Origin of the sequence: Streptococcus oralis subsp. oralis, from assembly GCF_002096435.1 — a bacterium.
GTDB classification, from domain to species: Bacteria; Bacillota; Bacilli; order Lactobacillales; family Streptococcaceae; genus Streptococcus; species Streptococcus oralis_AA.
This window is the reverse complement of record NZ_NCUI01000021.1, coordinates 26,420-44,121: the sequence shown is the minus strand read 5'-3', so window position 1 is coordinate 44,121 and position 17,702 is coordinate 26,420. Positions and strand designations below refer to the sequence as shown.

General features: G+C 42.7%; 15 protein-coding genes and 2 pseudogenes. 2 read left to right on the top strand and 15 right to left on the bottom strand.

Features of this window, described 5'->3' with window-relative positions; translation table 11 throughout:
* Window positions 1-72 precede the first annotated feature (72 nt).
* The 5 genes from B7723_RS00895 to B7723_RS00875 are packed head-to-tail and all read right to left on the bottom strand — an operon-like array spanning window position 73 to window position 4,481.
* On the bottom strand, window positions 73-477 hold the full coding sequence (locus B7723_RS00895; protein ID WP_000045700.1) for a PTS sugar transporter subunit IIA: 405 nt from the start codon (window positions 475-477) through the stop codon (window positions 73-75).
* 3 nt (window positions 478-480) lie between these two features.
* Entirely contained in the window at window positions 481-1,302 is an 822-nt protein-coding gene (locus tag B7723_RS00890) for a PTS system mannose/fructose/sorbose family transporter subunit IID (protein WP_000185287.1), read from the bottom strand.
* A complete protein-coding gene (locus B7723_RS00885) occupies window positions 1,289-2,194 on the bottom strand; it encodes a PTS mannose/fructose/sorbose/N-acetylgalactosamine transporter subunit IIC (RefSeq protein WP_000616991.1) in 906 nt (301 codons plus the stop codon). Before B7723_RS00885 ends, B7723_RS00890 begins: the two co-directional genes overlap by 14 nt.
* Before the next feature lie 26 nt (window positions 2,195-2,220).
* The gene (locus B7723_RS00880) at window positions 2,221-2,697 is read right to left on the bottom strand and encodes a PTS sugar transporter subunit IIB (protein WP_000156968.1); all 477 of its coding nucleotides are present in this window, start codon (window positions 2,695-2,697) and stop codon (window positions 2,221-2,223) included.
* Window positions 2,694-4,481 carry a glycoside hydrolase family 35 protein gene (locus tag B7723_RS00875; RefSeq protein WP_084849072.1) on the bottom strand — a complete coding sequence of 596 codons (1,788 nt, stop codon included), beginning with the start codon at window positions 4,479-4,481 and terminating at the stop codon, window positions 2,694-2,696. The genes B7723_RS00880 and B7723_RS00875 overlap by 4 nt, the downstream gene beginning before the upstream one ends.
* Before the next feature lie 321 nt (window positions 4,482-4,802).
* Here B7723_RS00875 and B7723_RS00870 point away from each other — a divergent pair, with 321 nt between their 5' ends.
* Both B7723_RS00870 and strH read left to right on the top strand, forming a co-directional pair.
* Window positions 4,803-5,519 carry a GntR family transcriptional regulator gene (locus B7723_RS00870; protein ID WP_001007181.1) on the top strand — a complete coding sequence of 239 codons (717 nt, stop codon included), beginning with the start codon at window positions 4,803-4,805 and terminating at the stop codon, window positions 5,517-5,519.
* A 302-nt stretch (window positions 5,520-5,821) separates the two neighbouring features.
* Complete coding sequence (strH, locus tag B7723_RS00865; RefSeq protein WP_084849071.1) at window positions 5,822-9,853, top strand: LPXTG-anchored beta-N-acetylhexosaminidase StrH; 4,032 nt, start codon at window positions 5,822-5,824, stop codon at window positions 9,851-9,853.
* 57 nt (window positions 9,854-9,910) lie between these two features.
* Here the strand turns inward: strH and purB are convergent, their stop codons facing one another.
* The 10 genes and pseudogenes from purB to purD form a co-directional block, all read right to left on the bottom strand.
* A complete protein-coding gene (purB, locus tag B7723_RS00860) occupies window positions 9,911-11,209 on the bottom strand; it encodes an adenylosuccinate lyase (RefSeq protein WP_084849070.1) in 1,299 nt (432 codons plus the stop codon).
* Between the two features lie 283 nt (window positions 11,210-11,492).
* Window positions 11,493-11,690, bottom strand: coding sequence for an RNase H1/viroplasmin domain-containing protein (locus B7723_RS00855; protein WP_084849069.1), 198 nt, complete (start codon window positions 11,688-11,690; stop codon window positions 11,493-11,495).
* The gene (locus B7723_RS00850) at window positions 11,684-13,045 is read right to left on the bottom strand and encodes a hypothetical protein (RefSeq protein ID WP_084849068.1); all 1,362 of its coding nucleotides are present in this window, start codon (window positions 13,043-13,045) and stop codon (window positions 11,684-11,686) included. Before B7723_RS00850 ends, B7723_RS00855 begins: the two co-directional genes overlap by 7 nt.
* 61 nt (window positions 13,046-13,106) lie before the next feature.
* Window positions 13,107-13,202, bottom strand: a pseudogene (locus B7723_RS00845) (phosphoribosylaminoimidazole carboxylase); the annotation flags it as partial.
* The gene (locus B7723_RS00840) at window positions 13,199-13,897 is read right to left on the bottom strand and encodes an aspartate/glutamate racemase family protein (RefSeq protein ID WP_084849067.1); all 699 of its coding nucleotides are present in this window, start codon (window positions 13,895-13,897) and stop codon (window positions 13,199-13,201) included. The gene B7723_RS00840 and the pseudogene B7723_RS00845, both read right to left, overlap by 4 nt.
* Window positions 13,898-13,900: 3 nt before the next feature.
* Window positions 13,901-14,127: pseudogene (locus B7723_RS00835) on the bottom strand (phosphoribosylaminoimidazole carboxylase).
* Window positions 14,128-14,147: 20 nt separating this feature from the next.
* A complete protein-coding gene (locus tag B7723_RS00830) occupies window positions 14,148-14,411 on the bottom strand; it encodes a hypothetical protein (protein ID WP_084849066.1) in 264 nt (87 codons plus the stop codon).
* A 1-nt stretch (window position 14,412) separates the two neighbouring features.
* Entirely contained in the window at window positions 14,413-15,504 is a 1,092-nt protein-coding gene (gene purK, locus B7723_RS00825; RefSeq protein ID WP_084849065.1) for a 5-(carboxyamino)imidazole ribonucleotide synthase, read from the bottom strand.
* Complete coding sequence (purE, locus tag B7723_RS00820) at window positions 15,491-15,982, bottom strand: 5-(carboxyamino)imidazole ribonucleotide mutase (protein WP_000165491.1); 492 nt, start codon at window positions 15,980-15,982, stop codon at window positions 15,491-15,493. Before purE ends, purK begins: the two co-directional genes overlap by 14 nt.
* A 410-nt stretch (window positions 15,983-16,392) precedes the next feature.
* Window positions 16,393-17,658, bottom strand: coding sequence for a phosphoribosylamine--glycine ligase (gene purD / locus B7723_RS00810; protein WP_084849064.1), 1,266 nt, complete (start codon window positions 17,656-17,658; stop codon window positions 16,393-16,395).
* Between the last annotated feature and the right edge of the window lie 44 nt (window positions 17,659-17,702).

Here is a 17,702-nt window from a genome sequence, read left to right as displayed (position 1 = left end):
AGCTAGCCGCAGGCTGTACTTGAGTACGGCAAGGCGACGCTGACGTAGTTTGAATTTGATTTTCGAAGAGTATTATTCATCTTCGTCATCATCGAAGCCCGCTAACAGGTCGTTGACTTTCACAATGCTTTCTGCAGCACGGCTCTTGTAGTCCGCATCTGCACCTGTAAGGCTGGCATTGATAAATTCAATCACCATTGGAAGATTCATCCCTGCGTAGAGTTCAATGTCGCGACCTTCCATGATCAAACGGCTTACCACGTTACATGGTGTACCACCGAGAAGGTCCGCAAAGACTAGGAAATCATCCAATCCTTCGATAGCAGCTTCAAATTTTGCAGTAAATTCTTCTGGACCATCTTCTGGAAGAAGGGCCACTGCATGAATGTTGTCCTGTGGACCCATGATCATTTCTGTGCTACCTTTAAGTTCTTCACAGAAACGACCATGACTCACCAAAATTAATGATTTACTCATAAATTATGCGCCCATTCCAAGCAAGAATTTACCGATGAATGAAAGACCTACTGCAAGAACGATAATGATACCGATCGCTTTAGTAGAGTTCATACCTTTCTTACCAAGCAACCAGAAGATAAAGGCAGTAAAGATTGCTGGAAGCAAACGTGGGAAGATTGAGTTCAAGATGTCTTGGAAGTCAATCATCTTTTCACCGATTGGCAATTTGTAAGAAATCTCAAAGTTGATCATTGTTGCTACAAGAGCACCCATCATGAAGACACCAAGTACAGATGCAGCGTCAATCAAAGCTGTCAAAGTACTTTGCATGTTGTTGATAAGGTTAACCCCTTCTTTGTAGGCAAATTCCAATTGTTTCCAACGGAAGATGTCATAAGCAACTGCAACTGCGATCCAAAGGAAGATACCCCATGGTTGGCCAGCGATAGCCATAGTTGCTGCGATAGATCCCATGATAGCAGGTACAAGTGAACCAAAGATTGTATCTCCAAGAGGAGCAAATGGTCCCATCAAACCTGTCTTGATACCGTTAACGGCATCTTTTGAACCCACACCATCTTTTTCTTCCATGGCAAGGTCAAAACCAGCGATAATTGTGTGGAAGAATGGTGAAGTATTGAAGAATTGAGTATGAACTTTCATCATTTCTTTCAATTCAGGAGTTCCATCCCCATACATTTTACGCAATTGAGGCAAGATCATGTAAAGGTAACCAGAAGCTTGCATACGTTCATAGTTCCAACCTAATTGGAAAGTAAACAAGCTACGTTTGTTGATTTGATTAAAATCTTCTTTTGTAAGTTTGTAATTAGAATTCGTCATCTTCGATTTCCCCACTTTCTGATGGTGTAGAAGGTGCTGCTACAGCTACTTTTTGGCTGTTCTTAAAGTGAACAACTGCAAGGAAGATACCTACGATAGAGATACCGATCATAGACAAACCTTTGAAGTTGTTAGCAAAGCCAATCTTTTCAGCAACATCAGCAGGAAGAGTACCAAGGATACCCGCAACAGCGCCACCAAGACCTGTTACATATGAGTAAAGAACAGTCAACATAGCTGTCAAACCGAATCCCATTGCAAGGTAGTGAAGGTTACGTTTAACTGGAAGGTAACGAAGCAAGATTGCAAATCCAAGACCTGGAAGCATACGACCTGCAAGTGTCAAACCGTCTGCAACCCATTGGTATTCTTTAACAAGGTCTACTACTGATTGTACGAAAGCACCACCAAAAGCAAGAGCGAAGAATACTGGAAGGGCACGTGAAAGAGCCCATGGAAGCGCACCAAGTAGGTAGTTGCGTTCGATACCTTTGTAGTCAAAGCGTTCGATCGCAGCATCAATACGGTGTGCAAAGAAAGTAGTTGTCATACGTCCAAGAACGTCGAAGTATGTCAAAAGTGCTGCTACTGGTACAGCGATTGTTGTAATCGCAAGATCTGTATCAATACCTTGAGAGATAGAGAATGCTGTTGCAAGAACCGCACCAGAAGTTGCGTCGATACGAGAAGCACCACCGAAGGTACCAACCCCAAGAACGAACAACTGCAAGCTACCACCGATAAACAAACCAGTTGTCACATCTCCCATGATCAAACCGGTAATGAAACCAGCGAATACAGGGGAACCTGCAGATGAAACGATTGTCAACTCATCACAGATTTGATAAGCTGAGTACAAAGTGAGAAGTAAAATTTGCCACCATTGTATCATAACAATGACCTCCTAAAAATTTTTTCCTATTTTAATAAGCTCAAAAAGTCTGAAACTGGATCATTTGGAACCATTTGAGCAGTGAGTTTCACACCTTTTTCTGCTAGTTTGTGGAAGTCTTCCACATCCTTGTCTACCACGTTGATAGAACGTGTGATAGAGCGAGTTTCTGGTGTTTGAGACATATTGCCGACGTTGAGTGTTTCAAGCGGAACACCTGCTTCGACCAAACCAAGGAAACGGTCTGGTTTACGTGCAACGATAAAGAGACGTTGGCTATCGTATTTACCAGCAAGGATATTTGCTGCTGCTTTCTCAACTGGCAAGATACTGAGTTTCACACCTGGTGGTGTCGCAAGTTTCAAACCACTCTTTTCAATATCGTTGTTAACAACTTCGTCGTCTACAACCATAATGCGTGAAACATTTAGTTTTCCAGCCCAAAGATTGGCTACTTGACCGTGGATCAAACGTCCATCGATACGGCATCCTACAATTGTCATAAGTTTTCCCCCTTTATGTGTTTTAGTGTAGGTTTACGAGTTAAGTGAATCTCTTCTTTATATTCGCCCTCAGTTTCAAAGATGATGATGCGGTTAGCACCTTCCTTGAGATAACTATGAGGGATATAAAGTGAGAGGGTCGGGCCGACGTTCCAGAAACGCCCTAGGTGACGCCCGTTGACAAAGGCAACTCCCTTACCAAACTCAGACAAGTCTAAGTAGGTATCCTTCGGCTCTTCAACAGTAAAGTCGAAAGCGTAAAAGGCTGGTTGTCCTTCTGTCCATCCTTTTGAAAAATCAATCTTCTCAGGATTATCCAGTGGCAGTGGATATTGTTTCCAATTCAGTAAGAAATGTAGATCCTTGCAGACACCTGTTCGAATTCCTTTACGCTGCGTATCTGCCAAAAACTTATGTCCGTAGTTGACACGCCCCATATTTTCAATCAAGATGTCAATCTCTGAAAAGCCTTCTCGGTTGCCTTGACAGTAGATGTCTTCGCCAATCTCTGTCTGGTATTGAGTAGCAATCCATTGACCATCTACAAAGAGTTGAGCTCGGTCACGTCCATCGATGATACGGAGACGTTCCTCTTCTGCATCCCAACTTGCCTCAGTGCGGTAGAGAAGGTAGCCATAACTTTGACCAAGTTCTTCCATCGCTTTTGGATAGAGGCTCTCAGTAGGACTAGAGAGACTATCCAGAGTTTCAAACAAGGAAACTTTTTCGACCAATGGAATGGACCCTATCTCCATGCTTTCCTTATAGAGTGGTTCCAACTGTGGATACTCTGGGAAGTGTGTTGCCATCATCTTCTTGACTGCTAAGTATTTAGCAGTTGGATTTCCTTCTTCATCCAGAAGGGCATCATAGTCGTAAGATGTGACTTGTGGCAAATCCAGAGTCCCTCGAGCCGAGCAACCATTCATGAAACCAAAGTTTGTCCCTCCATGGAACATGTAAAGGTTGATAGAGCCTTGCTCCAATACCTCTCGAACAGCTTCTGCCAATTCTTTAGGATCCCGTGTGATGATGGGTTCTTTCCAACGGTTGAACCAACCATCCCAGAATTCCATACACATGAGGGGCCATTTCTTGCCATGCTCATCAAAGAATTCCTGCATCTGTGAAAAGTTGTACGGAGCTTTAGAACCGAAGTTTCCTGTCACAAAGAGGTCGTCTTCAATCAAGGTTCCGGCTTTCAGAGTAGCCCTCCATGGGCCATCTGAAGTAAAGAGTGGGCAATCAATCCCTCGGTCTTCCATTAATTTTCGAATTGCTCGTAGATAAGACTTATCTTCTCCATAAGAGCCATATTCATTTTCGACTTGCATCATGAGAATGTTTCCGCCGTTATCCAACAAGCGAGGCACAAGCCTTGGCAATAATTGGTCATAATAGCGAGCAACAGCCTCGATGTAGGCCGGGTCGGACGAGCGAATTCGCATGTCCTTGGTCAAGAGCCAAGCCGGCAAGCCACCAAATTCCCATTCCGCACAGATAAACGGAGACGGGCGTACAATGGCATAGAGACCTAGATCTTGTGCAATTTGAAGAAATCTCTCCAAATTTCTGGCACCTTCAAAATCAAACTCCCCTTCAACAGGTTCGTGTAAATTCCAAGCCACATAGGTCTCGACTGTATTAAAGCCAAGCGCCTTTAAGTTATAGAGAGAATGATACCAATCCTCTGCTGGAATCCTAAAATAATGAATGGCGCCGGACAAAATCTTGAACGGTTTTCCGTCTAAATAGAAATCGTCCTCAATTTTAAATCTGGTCATGTTATTACCTCTGACGAATTAAGTTTGCGCTTTCATTTATTATAATATTAACTATAATCAAATCTTTTGCATTTGTCAATAGGTTTTAGAAAATTATTTAAAATTTTTCTATTTTTTTACTTACCGTTTACCGAAATTATCTAAAAATAGCATGAAAACGATCTTTTTATGTATGATAATTCACAAGAACATCAAATGAATTTTTTTACATGTAAAATAACATTTTTAGTCTATTATTTTAATTTTTTGACCTTAATACTACTCTTTTCTTTATATTTGTGGTAAAATCAAAATTGGAGAAAGAGAATCGAGGTGAAATTTATGGCTATTCCTAAATACCAATATATTAAAGATGAATTAAAAAACAAAATCATCTCTGGTCAATTTGCAAGTGGAGATAAATTTTATACAGAAGCCGAATTGATCGCGATGTACGATGTGAGTTCAATCACAGTTGTTCGTGCCTTGAACGACCTTGCTAAAGACGGCTACATTGTCCGCCAACAAGGTAAAGGTACTTTCGTCTCACGTGCCCGCAAGCACAAACTCGTTGAGTTTTCAGATGTCGAAATCTTTGAAACAAAAGACGATAAAGTTACTGTCCTTTCTATCGAGCGCGGAAACAAACTTGAATATTTAGATAAACTTGGACTACGTGGAGATCAATTCTACTATAAGATTGAACGTATTCGTCAGACAAACGACGTAACATACATCTACCACACATCTTATATTCCTGAGCAATACATCAATGCCAACTATCCAAATCTTGACTATTATAGCTCTATCTATACACGTTTCAAATTGGATTACCGCATTCACATGAGTGATGAACATTTTGAGGAAATCAACGAAATCGCATTCCCAACACCAGAGCATGCTGCTTCTGTACTCGGAATCGATACACAATTCCCAACTGTCTTCCAAACGAAGACTACAAAACTTGAGGCCACTGGCCAAGTCCTTGCCTATAGTGAAACTTATAAGCGAGCAGACTACTACAAAATCAAATTCATCTCATGTAACCGAGGTCATTAAGAAAAAGCCTGAGCCTAGCTCAGGCTTTTTCTATATTCATTATAGCACGAGAAAGAAGTTGTGAAAACGCTATGAAGGGTTCTTATTTAATTAGTAGCATTTTTACTAAAAACAAGTTAAATTTTTGTTTGGTTTTTCCTCTGTTTTATCCCTTATTAGCAAATTTCTCCTAAATCTTATGATTTCCTCTATTTATTATAGTTCTTATATAAACCCACTTGACATTTTACTCCTTAGATAATAAAATAAAATTGGTTTTATGTAAACGCTATCATATATGATAATAACAAGGAGGTTTTGTCATGAAACTAGAAAAGAAACAGCGCTTCTCCATCCGTAAATACGCGGTTGGGGCAGCTTCTGTACTTATAGGATTTGCTTTTAGCGCCCAAGTCGTATCTGCCGACGGGATTACTCCAGCTCCAACAGCTGAAGAAACTGTTCAAACTATTCAGGAGAGTCCGCGAGCAACCGAAGAACCTGTAGACTCTAAGGTTCCAGAAAAACTGGAAGAAAAGGCTGACAAACCTGTAAAAGAGGAGGTCAAAGAAGACAAGGAGGCTCCTCGAACAGTTGCTCCAAAAACAGAAGAGTCAAGCGCACCAGTTGTGACAGAAAATGCTACTCCAACTCCTACTGCCGAGAAAGAGAGTCCTGCCCCAGCTGAAACTCCTGCAGAAAACTCTCCTTCAGAAAAGAAAAATGAAGCAGCCACACCTGCAGTAACCACTCCTAGTACGGAACGAGCACCTCAGGTAAATGAAAAACTGGCAAAAAGAAAAATGATCTCAATCGACGCTGGACGCAAGTACTTCTCTCCAGACCAACTCAAAGAAATCATCGACAAAGCCAAACACTACGGTTATACTGATCTTCATCTACTAGTTGGAAATGACGGCATGCGTTTTATGTTGGACGACATGACGATCACAGCCAATGGCAAAACCTATGCAAGTGACGATGTCAAACGTGCACTCGAAAACGGAACCGATGCCTATTACAAGGATCCAAACGGCAACCATTTGACAGAAAGTCAGATGACGGACTTGATCAACTATGCTAAAAATAAAGGTATTGGCCTCATCCCAACTGTAAACAGCCCTGGTCACATGGATGCGATTTTGCATGCCATGAAAGAACTAGGCATCCAAAAACCGAACTTCAACTACTTTGGTAAGGAATCTGCTCGTACCGTTGACCTTGATAACAAAGAAGCTCTTGCATTTACCAAAGCTCTGATCGACAAGTATGCTGCTTACTTCGCTGGCAAAACTGACATCTTCAACATCGGGCTAGACGAGTACGCCAATGATGCTACAGACGCTAAAGGCTGGAGCGTTCTTCAAGCCTATAAATGGTATCCAGAAGATGGATTCCCAGACAAGGGTTATGATAAATTTATCGCCTACGCCAACGACCTTGCTCGCATCGTCAAATCTCACGGTCTCAAACCAATGGCCTTTAACGATGGTATCTACTATAATAGCGACACTAGCTTTGGAACCTTTGACAAAGACATCATCGTTTCTATGTGGACTGGTGGATGGGGCGGATACGACGTCGCTTCTTCTAAACTTCTAGTTGAAAAAGGCCACCAAATCCTTAACACCAACGATGCTTGGTACTACGTCCTCGGACGAAATGCCGATGGCCAAGGCTGGTACAACCTCGACCAAGGACTCAATGGTATCAAGAACACTCCAATCACTTCTGTACCAAAATCTGATGGGGCTACTATCCCGTTCATCGGGGGTATGGTAGCTGCTTGGGCGGATACCCCATCTGCACGCTATTCACCATCACGCCTCTTCAAACTCATGCGTAGCTTCGCAAATGCCAATGCTGAATACTTCGCAGCTGACTATGAGTCTGCTGAGCAAGCCCTGAAAGAAGTACCAACAGACCTTAACCGCTATACTGCAGAAAGTGTCGCAGCTGTAAAAGAAGCTGAAAAAGCCATTCGCTCACTTGATAGCAACCTCAGCCGTGCCCAACAAGACACCATTGACCAAGCAATCGCAAAACTCCAAGAAGCTGTAAGCAATTTGACCTTCACACCAGAAGCTCAAAAAGAAGAAGACGCGAAACGCGAAGTTGAAAAGCTTGCCAAGAACAAAGTAATCTCTATCGATGCTGGACGTAAGTACTTCACGCTCGACCAACTCAAACGTATCGTAGACAAAGCGAGCGAGCTCGGCTACTCTGATGTGCATCTTCTCCTAGGAAACGATGGACTTCGCTTCCTCCTTGATGACATGACCATCACAGCTAACGGAAAAACTTATGCAAGCGATGATGTCAAGAAGGCTATCATAGAAGGAACAAAAGCTTACTACGATGATCCAAATGGTACCACTCTTAGTCAAGCTGAAATCACTGAATTGATCGAGTACGCAAAATCAAAAGGTCTTGGACTAATTCCAGCAATCAACAGCCCAGGTCACATGGATGCCATGCTTGTCGCTATGGAAAAATTAGGTATCCAAAATCCTCAAGCCTACTTTGACAAGGTCTCCAAAACAACCATGGACCTTGAAAACGAAGAAGCCATGAACTTTGTCAAAGCCCTCATCGGCAAGTACATGGACTTCTTTGCAGGCAAAACTAAGATCTTCAACTACGGTACAGACGAATATGCCAATGATGCTACCAACGCGCAAGGCTGGTACTACCTCAAATGGTATGGACTCTATGGCAAGTTTGCTGAGTACTCTAACACTCTTGCTGCTATGGCCAAAGAAAGAGGCCTTCAACCAATGGCCTTCAACGATGGTTTCTACTACGAGGACAAGGATGATGTTGAGTTTGACAAGGATGTCATCATCTCTTACTGGTCTAAGGGATGGTGGGGTTACAACCTTGCATCTCCTCAGTACCTGGCAAGCAAAGGCTACAAATTCCTTAACACCAACGGAGACTGGTACTACATTCTCGGCCAGAAACCTGAAGATGGTGGTGGTTTCCTCAAAAAAGCAATTGAAAATACTAAAAAAACACCATTTAACCAGCTTGCATCTACCAAATATCCTGAGGTAGACCTTCCAACCGTCGGAAGCATGCTTGCTATCTGGGCAGACAAACCAAGTGCTGAGTACAAGGAAGAAGAAATCTTTGAACTCATGACTGCCTTTGCAGACCACAATAAAGACTACTTCCGCGCTAACTACAACGCTCTCCGTGAGGAACTTGCTCAAATCCCTGCAAACTTGGATGGATACAGCAAGGAAAGCTTGGATGCCCTAAATGCAGCTAAAGAAGCTCTCAACTACAACCTCAACCGTAACAAACAAGCCGAGTTAGACGCTCTCGTAGCCAAACTCAAGGCAGCCCGCCTAGGCCTTAAACCAGCAGCAACCCACTCAGGAAGCCTTGATGAAAATGAACTAGCTGCCAATGTTGAAACCAAACCGGAACTCATCACAAGAGCAGAAAAGATTCCATTTGAAGTTATCAAGAAGGAAAATCCAAACCTCCCAGCTAAGCAAGAAAAGATTGTCACACCAGGTGTAGATGGCGAACGCACTCATTACATCTCTGTCCTTACTGAAAATGGTAAACAAACAGAAACCGTTCTAGATAGCCAAGTAACCAAAGAACCTGTGACCCAAGTGATTGAAATCGGCACCCCTATTACCCACAAAGGGGATGAAAGTGGCCTTGCTCCAGCTGCCGAAGCGAAACCAAGACTGGATATCCAAGAAGAAGATATTCCGTTCACTACTGTGAAACGTGAAAATCCACTCTTGCTCAAAGGGAAGACTCAAGTCGTTACTAAAGGCGCTAACGGTCGTCGCAGTCATTACTACTCTGTGAGCACTAGTGCTGACGGTAAGGAAGTGAAAACTCTTGTAGATAGCCTTGTGACTCAAGAAGCAGTGACCCAAGTTATTGAAGTCGGAACCCTTGTAACCCATGTAGGAGACGAACACGGTCTTGCTCCAGCCGCAGAAACAAAACCAAGACTGGATATCCAAGAGGAAGAAATTCCATTCACTACTGTGACACGTGAAAATCCTCAATTACCAAAAGGACAAACGCAAGTTGTTACTAAAGGGGCTAACGGCCACCGTACTGCCTTCTACTCTGTAAGCACTAGTGCTGATGGAAAAGAAGAAAGAACGCTTGTCAATAGCGTGGTAACACAGGAAGCGGTCACTCAAGTTGTTGAAGTCGGCACTGCCGTTGAGAAAGCTGAGCAAACTGCACCAACTACTGCCAAAGCAGATGAAAAACAACTCCCTGCAACAGGAAGTCAAGACTCTGCAGGCTTGGTCGCAGCAGGACTTATGGCCACACTAGCAGCCTACGGACTGACTAAGAGAAAAGAAGACTAAGATTCTTCTAAGAGAATAGAAAAAAGCGAGATTGAATCTCGCTTTTTTGTTTTATGATTAATTACCAAGTCCGATACGTTCAAAGATCTCATCCACCCGTTTGGTGTAGTATGCAGGGTTGAAGATTTCATCGATTTCTTCTTGAGTGAGGCGTGAAGTCACTTCTGGATCTGCTTCAAGGAGTGGTTTGAAGTCTACTTGGTTATCCCATGATTGAGCTGTTTTTGGTTGTACCAAGTCATAGGCTTGCTCACGGGTCATGCCTTTCTCAATCAAGGTCAACATAGCACGTTGGCTGAAAATCAAACCAAAAGTAGAGTTCATGTTGCGGATCATGTTTTCTGGGAAGACTGTCAAGTTCTTGACGATATTGCCAAAACGGTTGAGCATGTAGTCGATCAAGATGGTCGTATCTGGTGTGATGATACGCTCAGCTGATGAGTGAGAGATATCACGTTCGTGCCAAAGGGCTACGTTTTCATAAGCTGTTACCATGTGACCACGAATGACACGCGCCAAACCTGTCATGTTTTCAGAACCGATTGGATTGCGTTTGTGAGGCATTGCTGAAGACCCTTTTTGCCCCTTGGCGAAGAACTCTTCCACTTCACGTTGTTCAGATTTTTGCAAACCACGGATTTCCGTTGCCATACGCTCGATTGAAGTCGCGATGCTGGCAAGAACTGCAAAGTACTCAGCGTGAAGGTCACGAGGAAGGACCTGTGTAGAAATTTCTTGAGCACGGATACCCAATTTATCGCAGACGTATTTTTCAACGAATGGTGGGATGTTAGCGAAGTTCCCAACCGCACCCGAAATCTTACCAGCTTCCACACCAGCAGCTGCATGCTCGAAACGCTCGATGTTACGTTTCATTTCGCTATACCAAGTCGCCAATTTAAGACCAAAAGTTGTCGGCTCAGCGTGCACACCGTGGGTACGACCCATCATGATAGTGAACTTATGCTCCTTAGCCTTGTCAGCGATGATGTTGGTGAAGTTTTCAAGGTCCCGACGGATGATGTCGTTGGCTTGCTTGTAAAGGTAACCATAGGCTGTATCTACCACGTCGGTAGAAGTCAAACCATAGTGGACCCACTTGCGCTCTTCACCAAGAGTCTCAGAAACTGCACGTGTGAAAGCCACCACATCGTGACGCGTCTCCTGCTCGATCTCCAAAATACGGTCAATGTTAAAGTCCGCCTTTTCGCGAATCAAAGCCACATCTTCCTTAGGGATTTCCCCCAATTCAGCCCATGCCTCGTCAGCCAAGATTTCCACCTCAAGCCAAGCACGGTATTTATTTTCTTCACTCCAAATGTTCGCCATCTCAGGGCGAGAGTAACGGTTGATCATGTTTATGATACCAAGGGCGACTAGAAAGCGACTGAATTTTAGGAAACCAACAACGGACGCTTACGTCCTAGGAGGTTTATCTAAATTCCGAGCTTTCCGCCCGGGTTCAATTCTGCAAACTAGGTACCCGTTTCCTTTCTTTGTTGTTTATTTTATTCTATCAGAGATTAGACGTTCAGATTCAAATAATAGAATACGGAATTTTTTCATTTTTATTTTTTAAACTTTTATAGCTTAAACAATCCGTGAGTTCGTACTATAGTATAAATACATATGTTATTTTTCATTCTACTCCATAATGTAAAAACTTATAAGCTTCAATATACGATGTAAAGGATTTGTACACCGCTCCTGAAAAACCTGTTACTTGTTTTTCAGTTTCTAACCACGTTGTATAAATACCAGGTACTTTACCTTTTGCAACTGCATAAAATTTTTTTACGGAAAGTACATTATCTAGATTATCAGTTTGATCTAACAATTTTTTAGATGTATAAACAATATTTCTTGGGGGAAAACCTGTTTCAAATTCTTTTTTTCTTCATACTGCTTTAACGTATCTTTTTTAAACTTGATTTTCCAGTATCCTACATAATTATCTGATGGAACAATATCATCAATCTCTGCTATATATTGAATACCCTTAACTGGAGCTGTTTCATAGGCAGCTATGAATTTAATCATATCTCGATTATCTTCAGAAATACGAATATCATACCACTGTTGCTCGCCAAGAAAAACCTGTTTAAATCCCTCTTGCCTTGCAGGAACAACAATTGTCAGATCCTCCAGAAATGAAGTTGAAATCTCTTTTTTATCTAAACTACTCTCCTGAGTTGCAATAAAAATAGATTTAATATCGTTACTATCTTCATTCGAATACGAAGTAACAACATTTGATTCAAATGAATCAACAGCTTTACTTATTGATTCCAGAAGCTTTTCTACATTACTTTTAAGAGATTCGTAATCCTTTCTACGAAAGAACTTATTATGCGCAATTCTATTTCGAGGTCCCTTTGAGCTCGACAACAGTTCTAATATATTTTTCAAGTTATTTGAAAGCGTTACGCCACCTTCCAAATAATCAACAATATATCTATCCCATACAGATTTAGGGGCGTATTCTTGCACCTGTTTTACATAATTTTTTAGTTCTTCCGGGTCAACTTCTGCTAAATTTCCATTATTAGTTAATTGCGCTAGATTTTTAATACCTCCAACAAAAAGTTCTCTAGGATCATAGCCATCACGTGTATCGTCTTCGTAAATAGTAAAAAGTAATTTTGTTAAATCACTAAAATACTTTCCATCTAGTGGCTTCTCACCTTTCCCCGTATCTCTAATTCCTAAACTCTTGGTGAGTGCTTTTTCCCAATCCATATTATCTGACTTTAGATACATTACCTCTGCTATCAATGATCTTGTCTTATTTTCAATTATATGAATTAATTCATACGCCTTTTTACTATAGTATTGTGATATAACATCTTCCAAAATTAGCATACTCATATTATTGAAAGACTCAATAAAATTATTCATTTCCTTATCTATCAACTCAAATTGTTCTATATCATCATCACTGTCAAAAGTAAGAGTTAAAACGTAAAATCGACTCAAATTCTCGCTATCATCATCACTTTTACCGGCTTCTTTTTGAATATGTTTCAATCCGTATTTAACTCTTTTCCCATTATCAATTACAATTGAATCTTCTTGAAATATTAATGTCGTCATCTTCTGCAACGACTTAATTAATTCATTTTCTGAACTATATAATAATTTTTTGGAACTATTAGGCCGTTCAATAATCAAATATTTTGAAATTATATCCATCTTTTCTCCTAATTATCTTGAGAACAAATAATATTTAAAATAGATTTAGAGGTACAATGCCCTAAAAATCAATTCCTTTCCCAAATTCCACAACCTCATCCGGCACATCACTAAACAAAGTCACATGTCCTACCCTACGGTTGTGCTTGTCTTCTATAATCTTTTATTAACCGCCCACTCCGCCGCTTTCTCTGCATGAATCACTGTTGTGTCGTAGAGTGGCAGGTCAGTGCCGGATTGCTTAACGAGAAGACCAATCTCGGTGCAACCCAAGATAACAGCTTCAGCGCCTGCTTTTTTCAAATCATCTATAACGGCAAGATAAGTCTGCTTTGAGCTTTCTTTGATGTCCCCTAGGCAGAGCTCGTCATAAATGATTCGATTGACCTCTGTAATGCCAGCTTGGTCTGGAATCAGTACTTCTAACCCAGACTCTATTAATTTCTCCTTGTAAAAATCTTGAGTCATGGTGTACTTGGTCCCTAGGAGGCCGACTTTTTGAATACCGTCAGCCAACAAGGCCTGCGCAGTTGCCTGCGCAATATGCAAGATTGGAATCGTAATCTTTTCTTGTATCTGCGGAGCAACCTTGTGCATGGTGTTGGTACAAATAACAATGAAATCTGCACCAGCTTGCTCCAGGCGCTTAGCAATATCTGTCAAAAGTTGACCACTTTTCTCCCAGTCTCCAACTGCCTGATAATGCTCAATCTCTGAAAAATCAACACTGTAAAGTAGAATCTTAGCTGAATGCAAACCACCCAGCTCTTTTTTGATGGTTTCGTTGATGATTTGGTAGTAAGATGTGGTGCTTTCCCAACTCATACCACCAATCAGACCGATAGTTTTCATAGACTAATTAAACTCCTCCTTGCTTGTCACAACCGACGGATAGTGTGGTAAGCTACTTAAATCTGTACCCAATAGCAAATCATAGATAGCCAGATAATTGTTTGGATATTGAATCTTTAATTCCTGATATTGGCTTTTACTTTTTCATGGTCGGCACTGGCAAAGAGCACTTTCACAACGGCGATTTCTTTTCCTTCCTCCACAAAAGCGTTGACAATAATTTGAATCATAAACTAGTCTCCATTTAGCTTTAAAGATTATCATTTTTTAAGTCTTCATGTATAGAAAATTCAAATGAAATTCTCTCAGGATGTCTAGGCAGGCCGTAACTACTCAGATAATCCTTTACTTCCTTCACTGAACAAGAATATTCTAAGACTAGCTGATTGCCAGCTCTCTCTAAAATATGAATACCATCTCTATCCGCAATCTCTGGAACAATCAAATCGTCCGTATAAGTCAGTGTTACGGTCGTTATTTCATCATCTAGCAATTCATCAAATTCTTCTGCCATTTCAAAAATCAATCCCCTCCCCAAACTCAACCACGCTATCCGGCACATCACTAAACAAAGTCACATGTCCCATCTTGCGGTTGTGCTTCGCTTCTATTTTACCATACAGGTGAAGGTGGGCGCTTGGATTTTCTGTGACATATTTTTCAGCGGCCTCGACATGCTGGCCGAGAACATTAAGCATAACAGCAGGCGCATGCAGGTGGATGGCTGGTAATGGTGCTCCTAGAACACCCAAGATATGGGTGTCAAACTGCGAGAAGTCACAGGCTTCGATAGAGTAGTGTCCTGAGTTGTGTGGACGTGGCGCAATTTCGTTGACAATGATGTCATCCGCTGTCGCAAACATTTCCACACAGAGGGTTCCAGACAAGTTCAGTTGTTCAGCGATTCGCACTGCCATTGCTTTTGCTTTTTCTGCTAGACTTTCTGAAATGCGAGCAGGCACAATAGTTTTTGAAAGGATGTTATTGCGATGGATATTTTCCTGAACCGGAAAAACTGTCACATCCTTGCCATTGCCTGACACGATGACAGAAATTTCAAGGTCAAAGTTGACGAATTCTTCCAAGACACAGTCTGCTGAGTCGGCTAGTGCACGGGCTTCTTCCAAGTCTGCTTCTGAACGAATAACCTTTTGTCCATGCCCATCGTAGCCTCCAGTCGCGGTCTTAAGGACATAGTTTTTAGAAAGGTCAATATCTGCCAAATCTTGACTTGAAATCACAACCTTGTAGGGTGCCACAGTGACTTGAGCCTTATTTGAAAGAAAGTCCTTCTCAAAAATCCGGTTTTGGGAAATGCGAAGTAGGTCAGTCCCTTGAGGGAGCTGTCCATCCTTGACAACCGCATCCAAACCGTCTGCATCAACATTTTCAAACTCATAAGTGAGGACATCGCAACGCTCAGCCAACTGACGAAGGGCGTCCACATCATTATAAGGAGCCACGATAATCTCCGCGACGCGAGAGGCCGGGCAATCCACTGCCGGATCCAACGCGATAACCTTGTGCCCCATGTAGATAGCTGAAATGGCCATCATCTGACCCAGCTGACCACCTCCGATAATTCCGATTGTTTTAGATGAGCTCATTGGTAGACTCCTCTGCGATTTTTCCTTGCTCTTCTGCGAAATCTGCCAAAGCTGTCGCGATAGCCTGATCCTCTACTGATAGGAGACGGAGGGCAAAGAGGGCCGCGTTAGTCGCACCAGCTTCACCGATAGCCATCGTCGCAACAGGCACACCACCTGGCATCTGAACGATGGAATAAAGTGAGTCCACACCGCTAAGGGCACGTGATTTGACTGGCACACCGATGACTGGAAGGGTTGTTTTGGCTGCGACCATACCTGGCAAATGGGCTGCGCCACCTGCACCTGCTATAATGACCTTGATACCACGGCTACGAGCCTCCTCCGCATGTCTGAACATGAGGTCTGGTGTACGGTGAGCAGAGACAACCTTCTTTTCGTAGGCTACACCGAAGCGGTCCAGGACTTCGGCAGTTTTTTGCATGGTTGCCCAGTCGGATTTTGAGCCCATGATGATGGAAATAATTGGTTTAGTCATAATTTTCCCTTTTCTTTCCTTTCTTTTTTCAATCACCTTAAGTTGTGAGGGACGGCAGCAGCCACCAAAGGTGTCTCATGCCTAAATCAGAAGCCCAAGGTCTTCCGATTTCCCTGAACGATTGGCTTATCATCCAATCGTTCTTTCACAACGGCGGTGATTGCTCTATATTAGCTTGCTAACGCTCGCAAACCATACGACCATTAACGTATTTTGTGAATTTTTATTTTTCTTTTTAATAATCGTCTAATGTAGTGCGGACGTAAGCGACCACCTAAGGCGTTCCATTACTAAAACTGGAGCCTAGGTCTCCAGTTTTCCGCTCCTAGTAGCAAAGCTACTAGGAGTTCCACTACTGCGACGATTATTCTATAGTGGCTCGCTTTCGCTCGCCATGGCAAATATGTCTGTTAATCTTTTATAGCCTTGCTTCCGATATCTGTTCGGTAGAAGAGGCCTTCTGTGTTTTGTTGAGCGAGTTCCTTGTAGATGGTATCTTGGGCTTCTTTGACGTTATCTGCTGTGGTGACAAGCATATAGACACGTCCGCCATTTGATAGCAATGCTCTGCTATTTTCCGCAAACTTAGCCCCTGCATAGTAGGTGATGATGTCGCCATCGGTTTTGGCTGGCAACTTGACACCCTTTTCGTAGTCTAGCGGATAGCCCTTGGATGCAACAACCACACCCAGAGTCACACCCTTGTTCGTCCACGTGATCTTCGGCTCCTTGCCATCGAGAATATCCGTGATATTTTGTGCAAAGTCAGACGTCAATCGTGGCAAGATAATCTGAGTTTCGGGATCTCCAAAACGAGCGTTGAACTCGATGACTTTCGGTCCATCAGTTGTCAAGATAAGACCAGCGTAGAGGATGCCAAGATACGGACGGCCTTCTTTGATCATCCCCTCAATGACTGGCTTGACAATAGTGTCAACCGCTGTGTCAACCACGCTCTGTGGCAAGTGAGGAACTGGCGCATAAGCTCCCATACCGCCCGTGTTAGGGCCCTTGTCGCCGTCATAGGCACGTTTATGGTCCTGAGCCGTTGGCATGATGTAGAACTTGTCCCCATTGACAAAGGCAAAGAGAGAGAACTCTTCTCCGTCAAGGAATTCCTCGATGACCACTCGCGCCCCCGAGTCACCGAACTTATTGTCTAAGAGCATCTCGTGAGCGGCTTCGACCGCTTGTTCAACTGTCTCAGCAACGACAACACCTTTCCCAAGAGCCAAGCCATCCGCCTTGACGACGATTGGAGCACCTTTCTCCTCGATATAAGCCTTGGCCTCCTCGAAATCTGAAAATGTGCCATAGGCTGCTGTCGGAACGTCATATTTGACCATGATTTCCTTAGCAAAATCCTTGGACCACTCCAGCTCCGCTGCAGCCCTAGTCGGACCAAAAGTCTTGAGCCCAGCTTTGTTAAAATCATCCACGATACCAGCAGCAAGGGCATCATCTGGCCCGATGAAGGTCCAAGCAATATCGTTGGCCTTTGCAAACTCAATTAACTTAGAATGTTCGGAAATAGCGATGTTTGCCAATTCCAGACCATCCAAAGTCATCCCGTCATTTCCAGGAGCTACAAAGACATTTTCAACGTCTTTTGATTCAAGCAACTTCTTAGCAATCGCATGTTCACGACCACCCGAACCGACAACTAACAGCTTCATCTCTCAACCTCTTTTGCGAATTATTTACCAATATTATACCATAA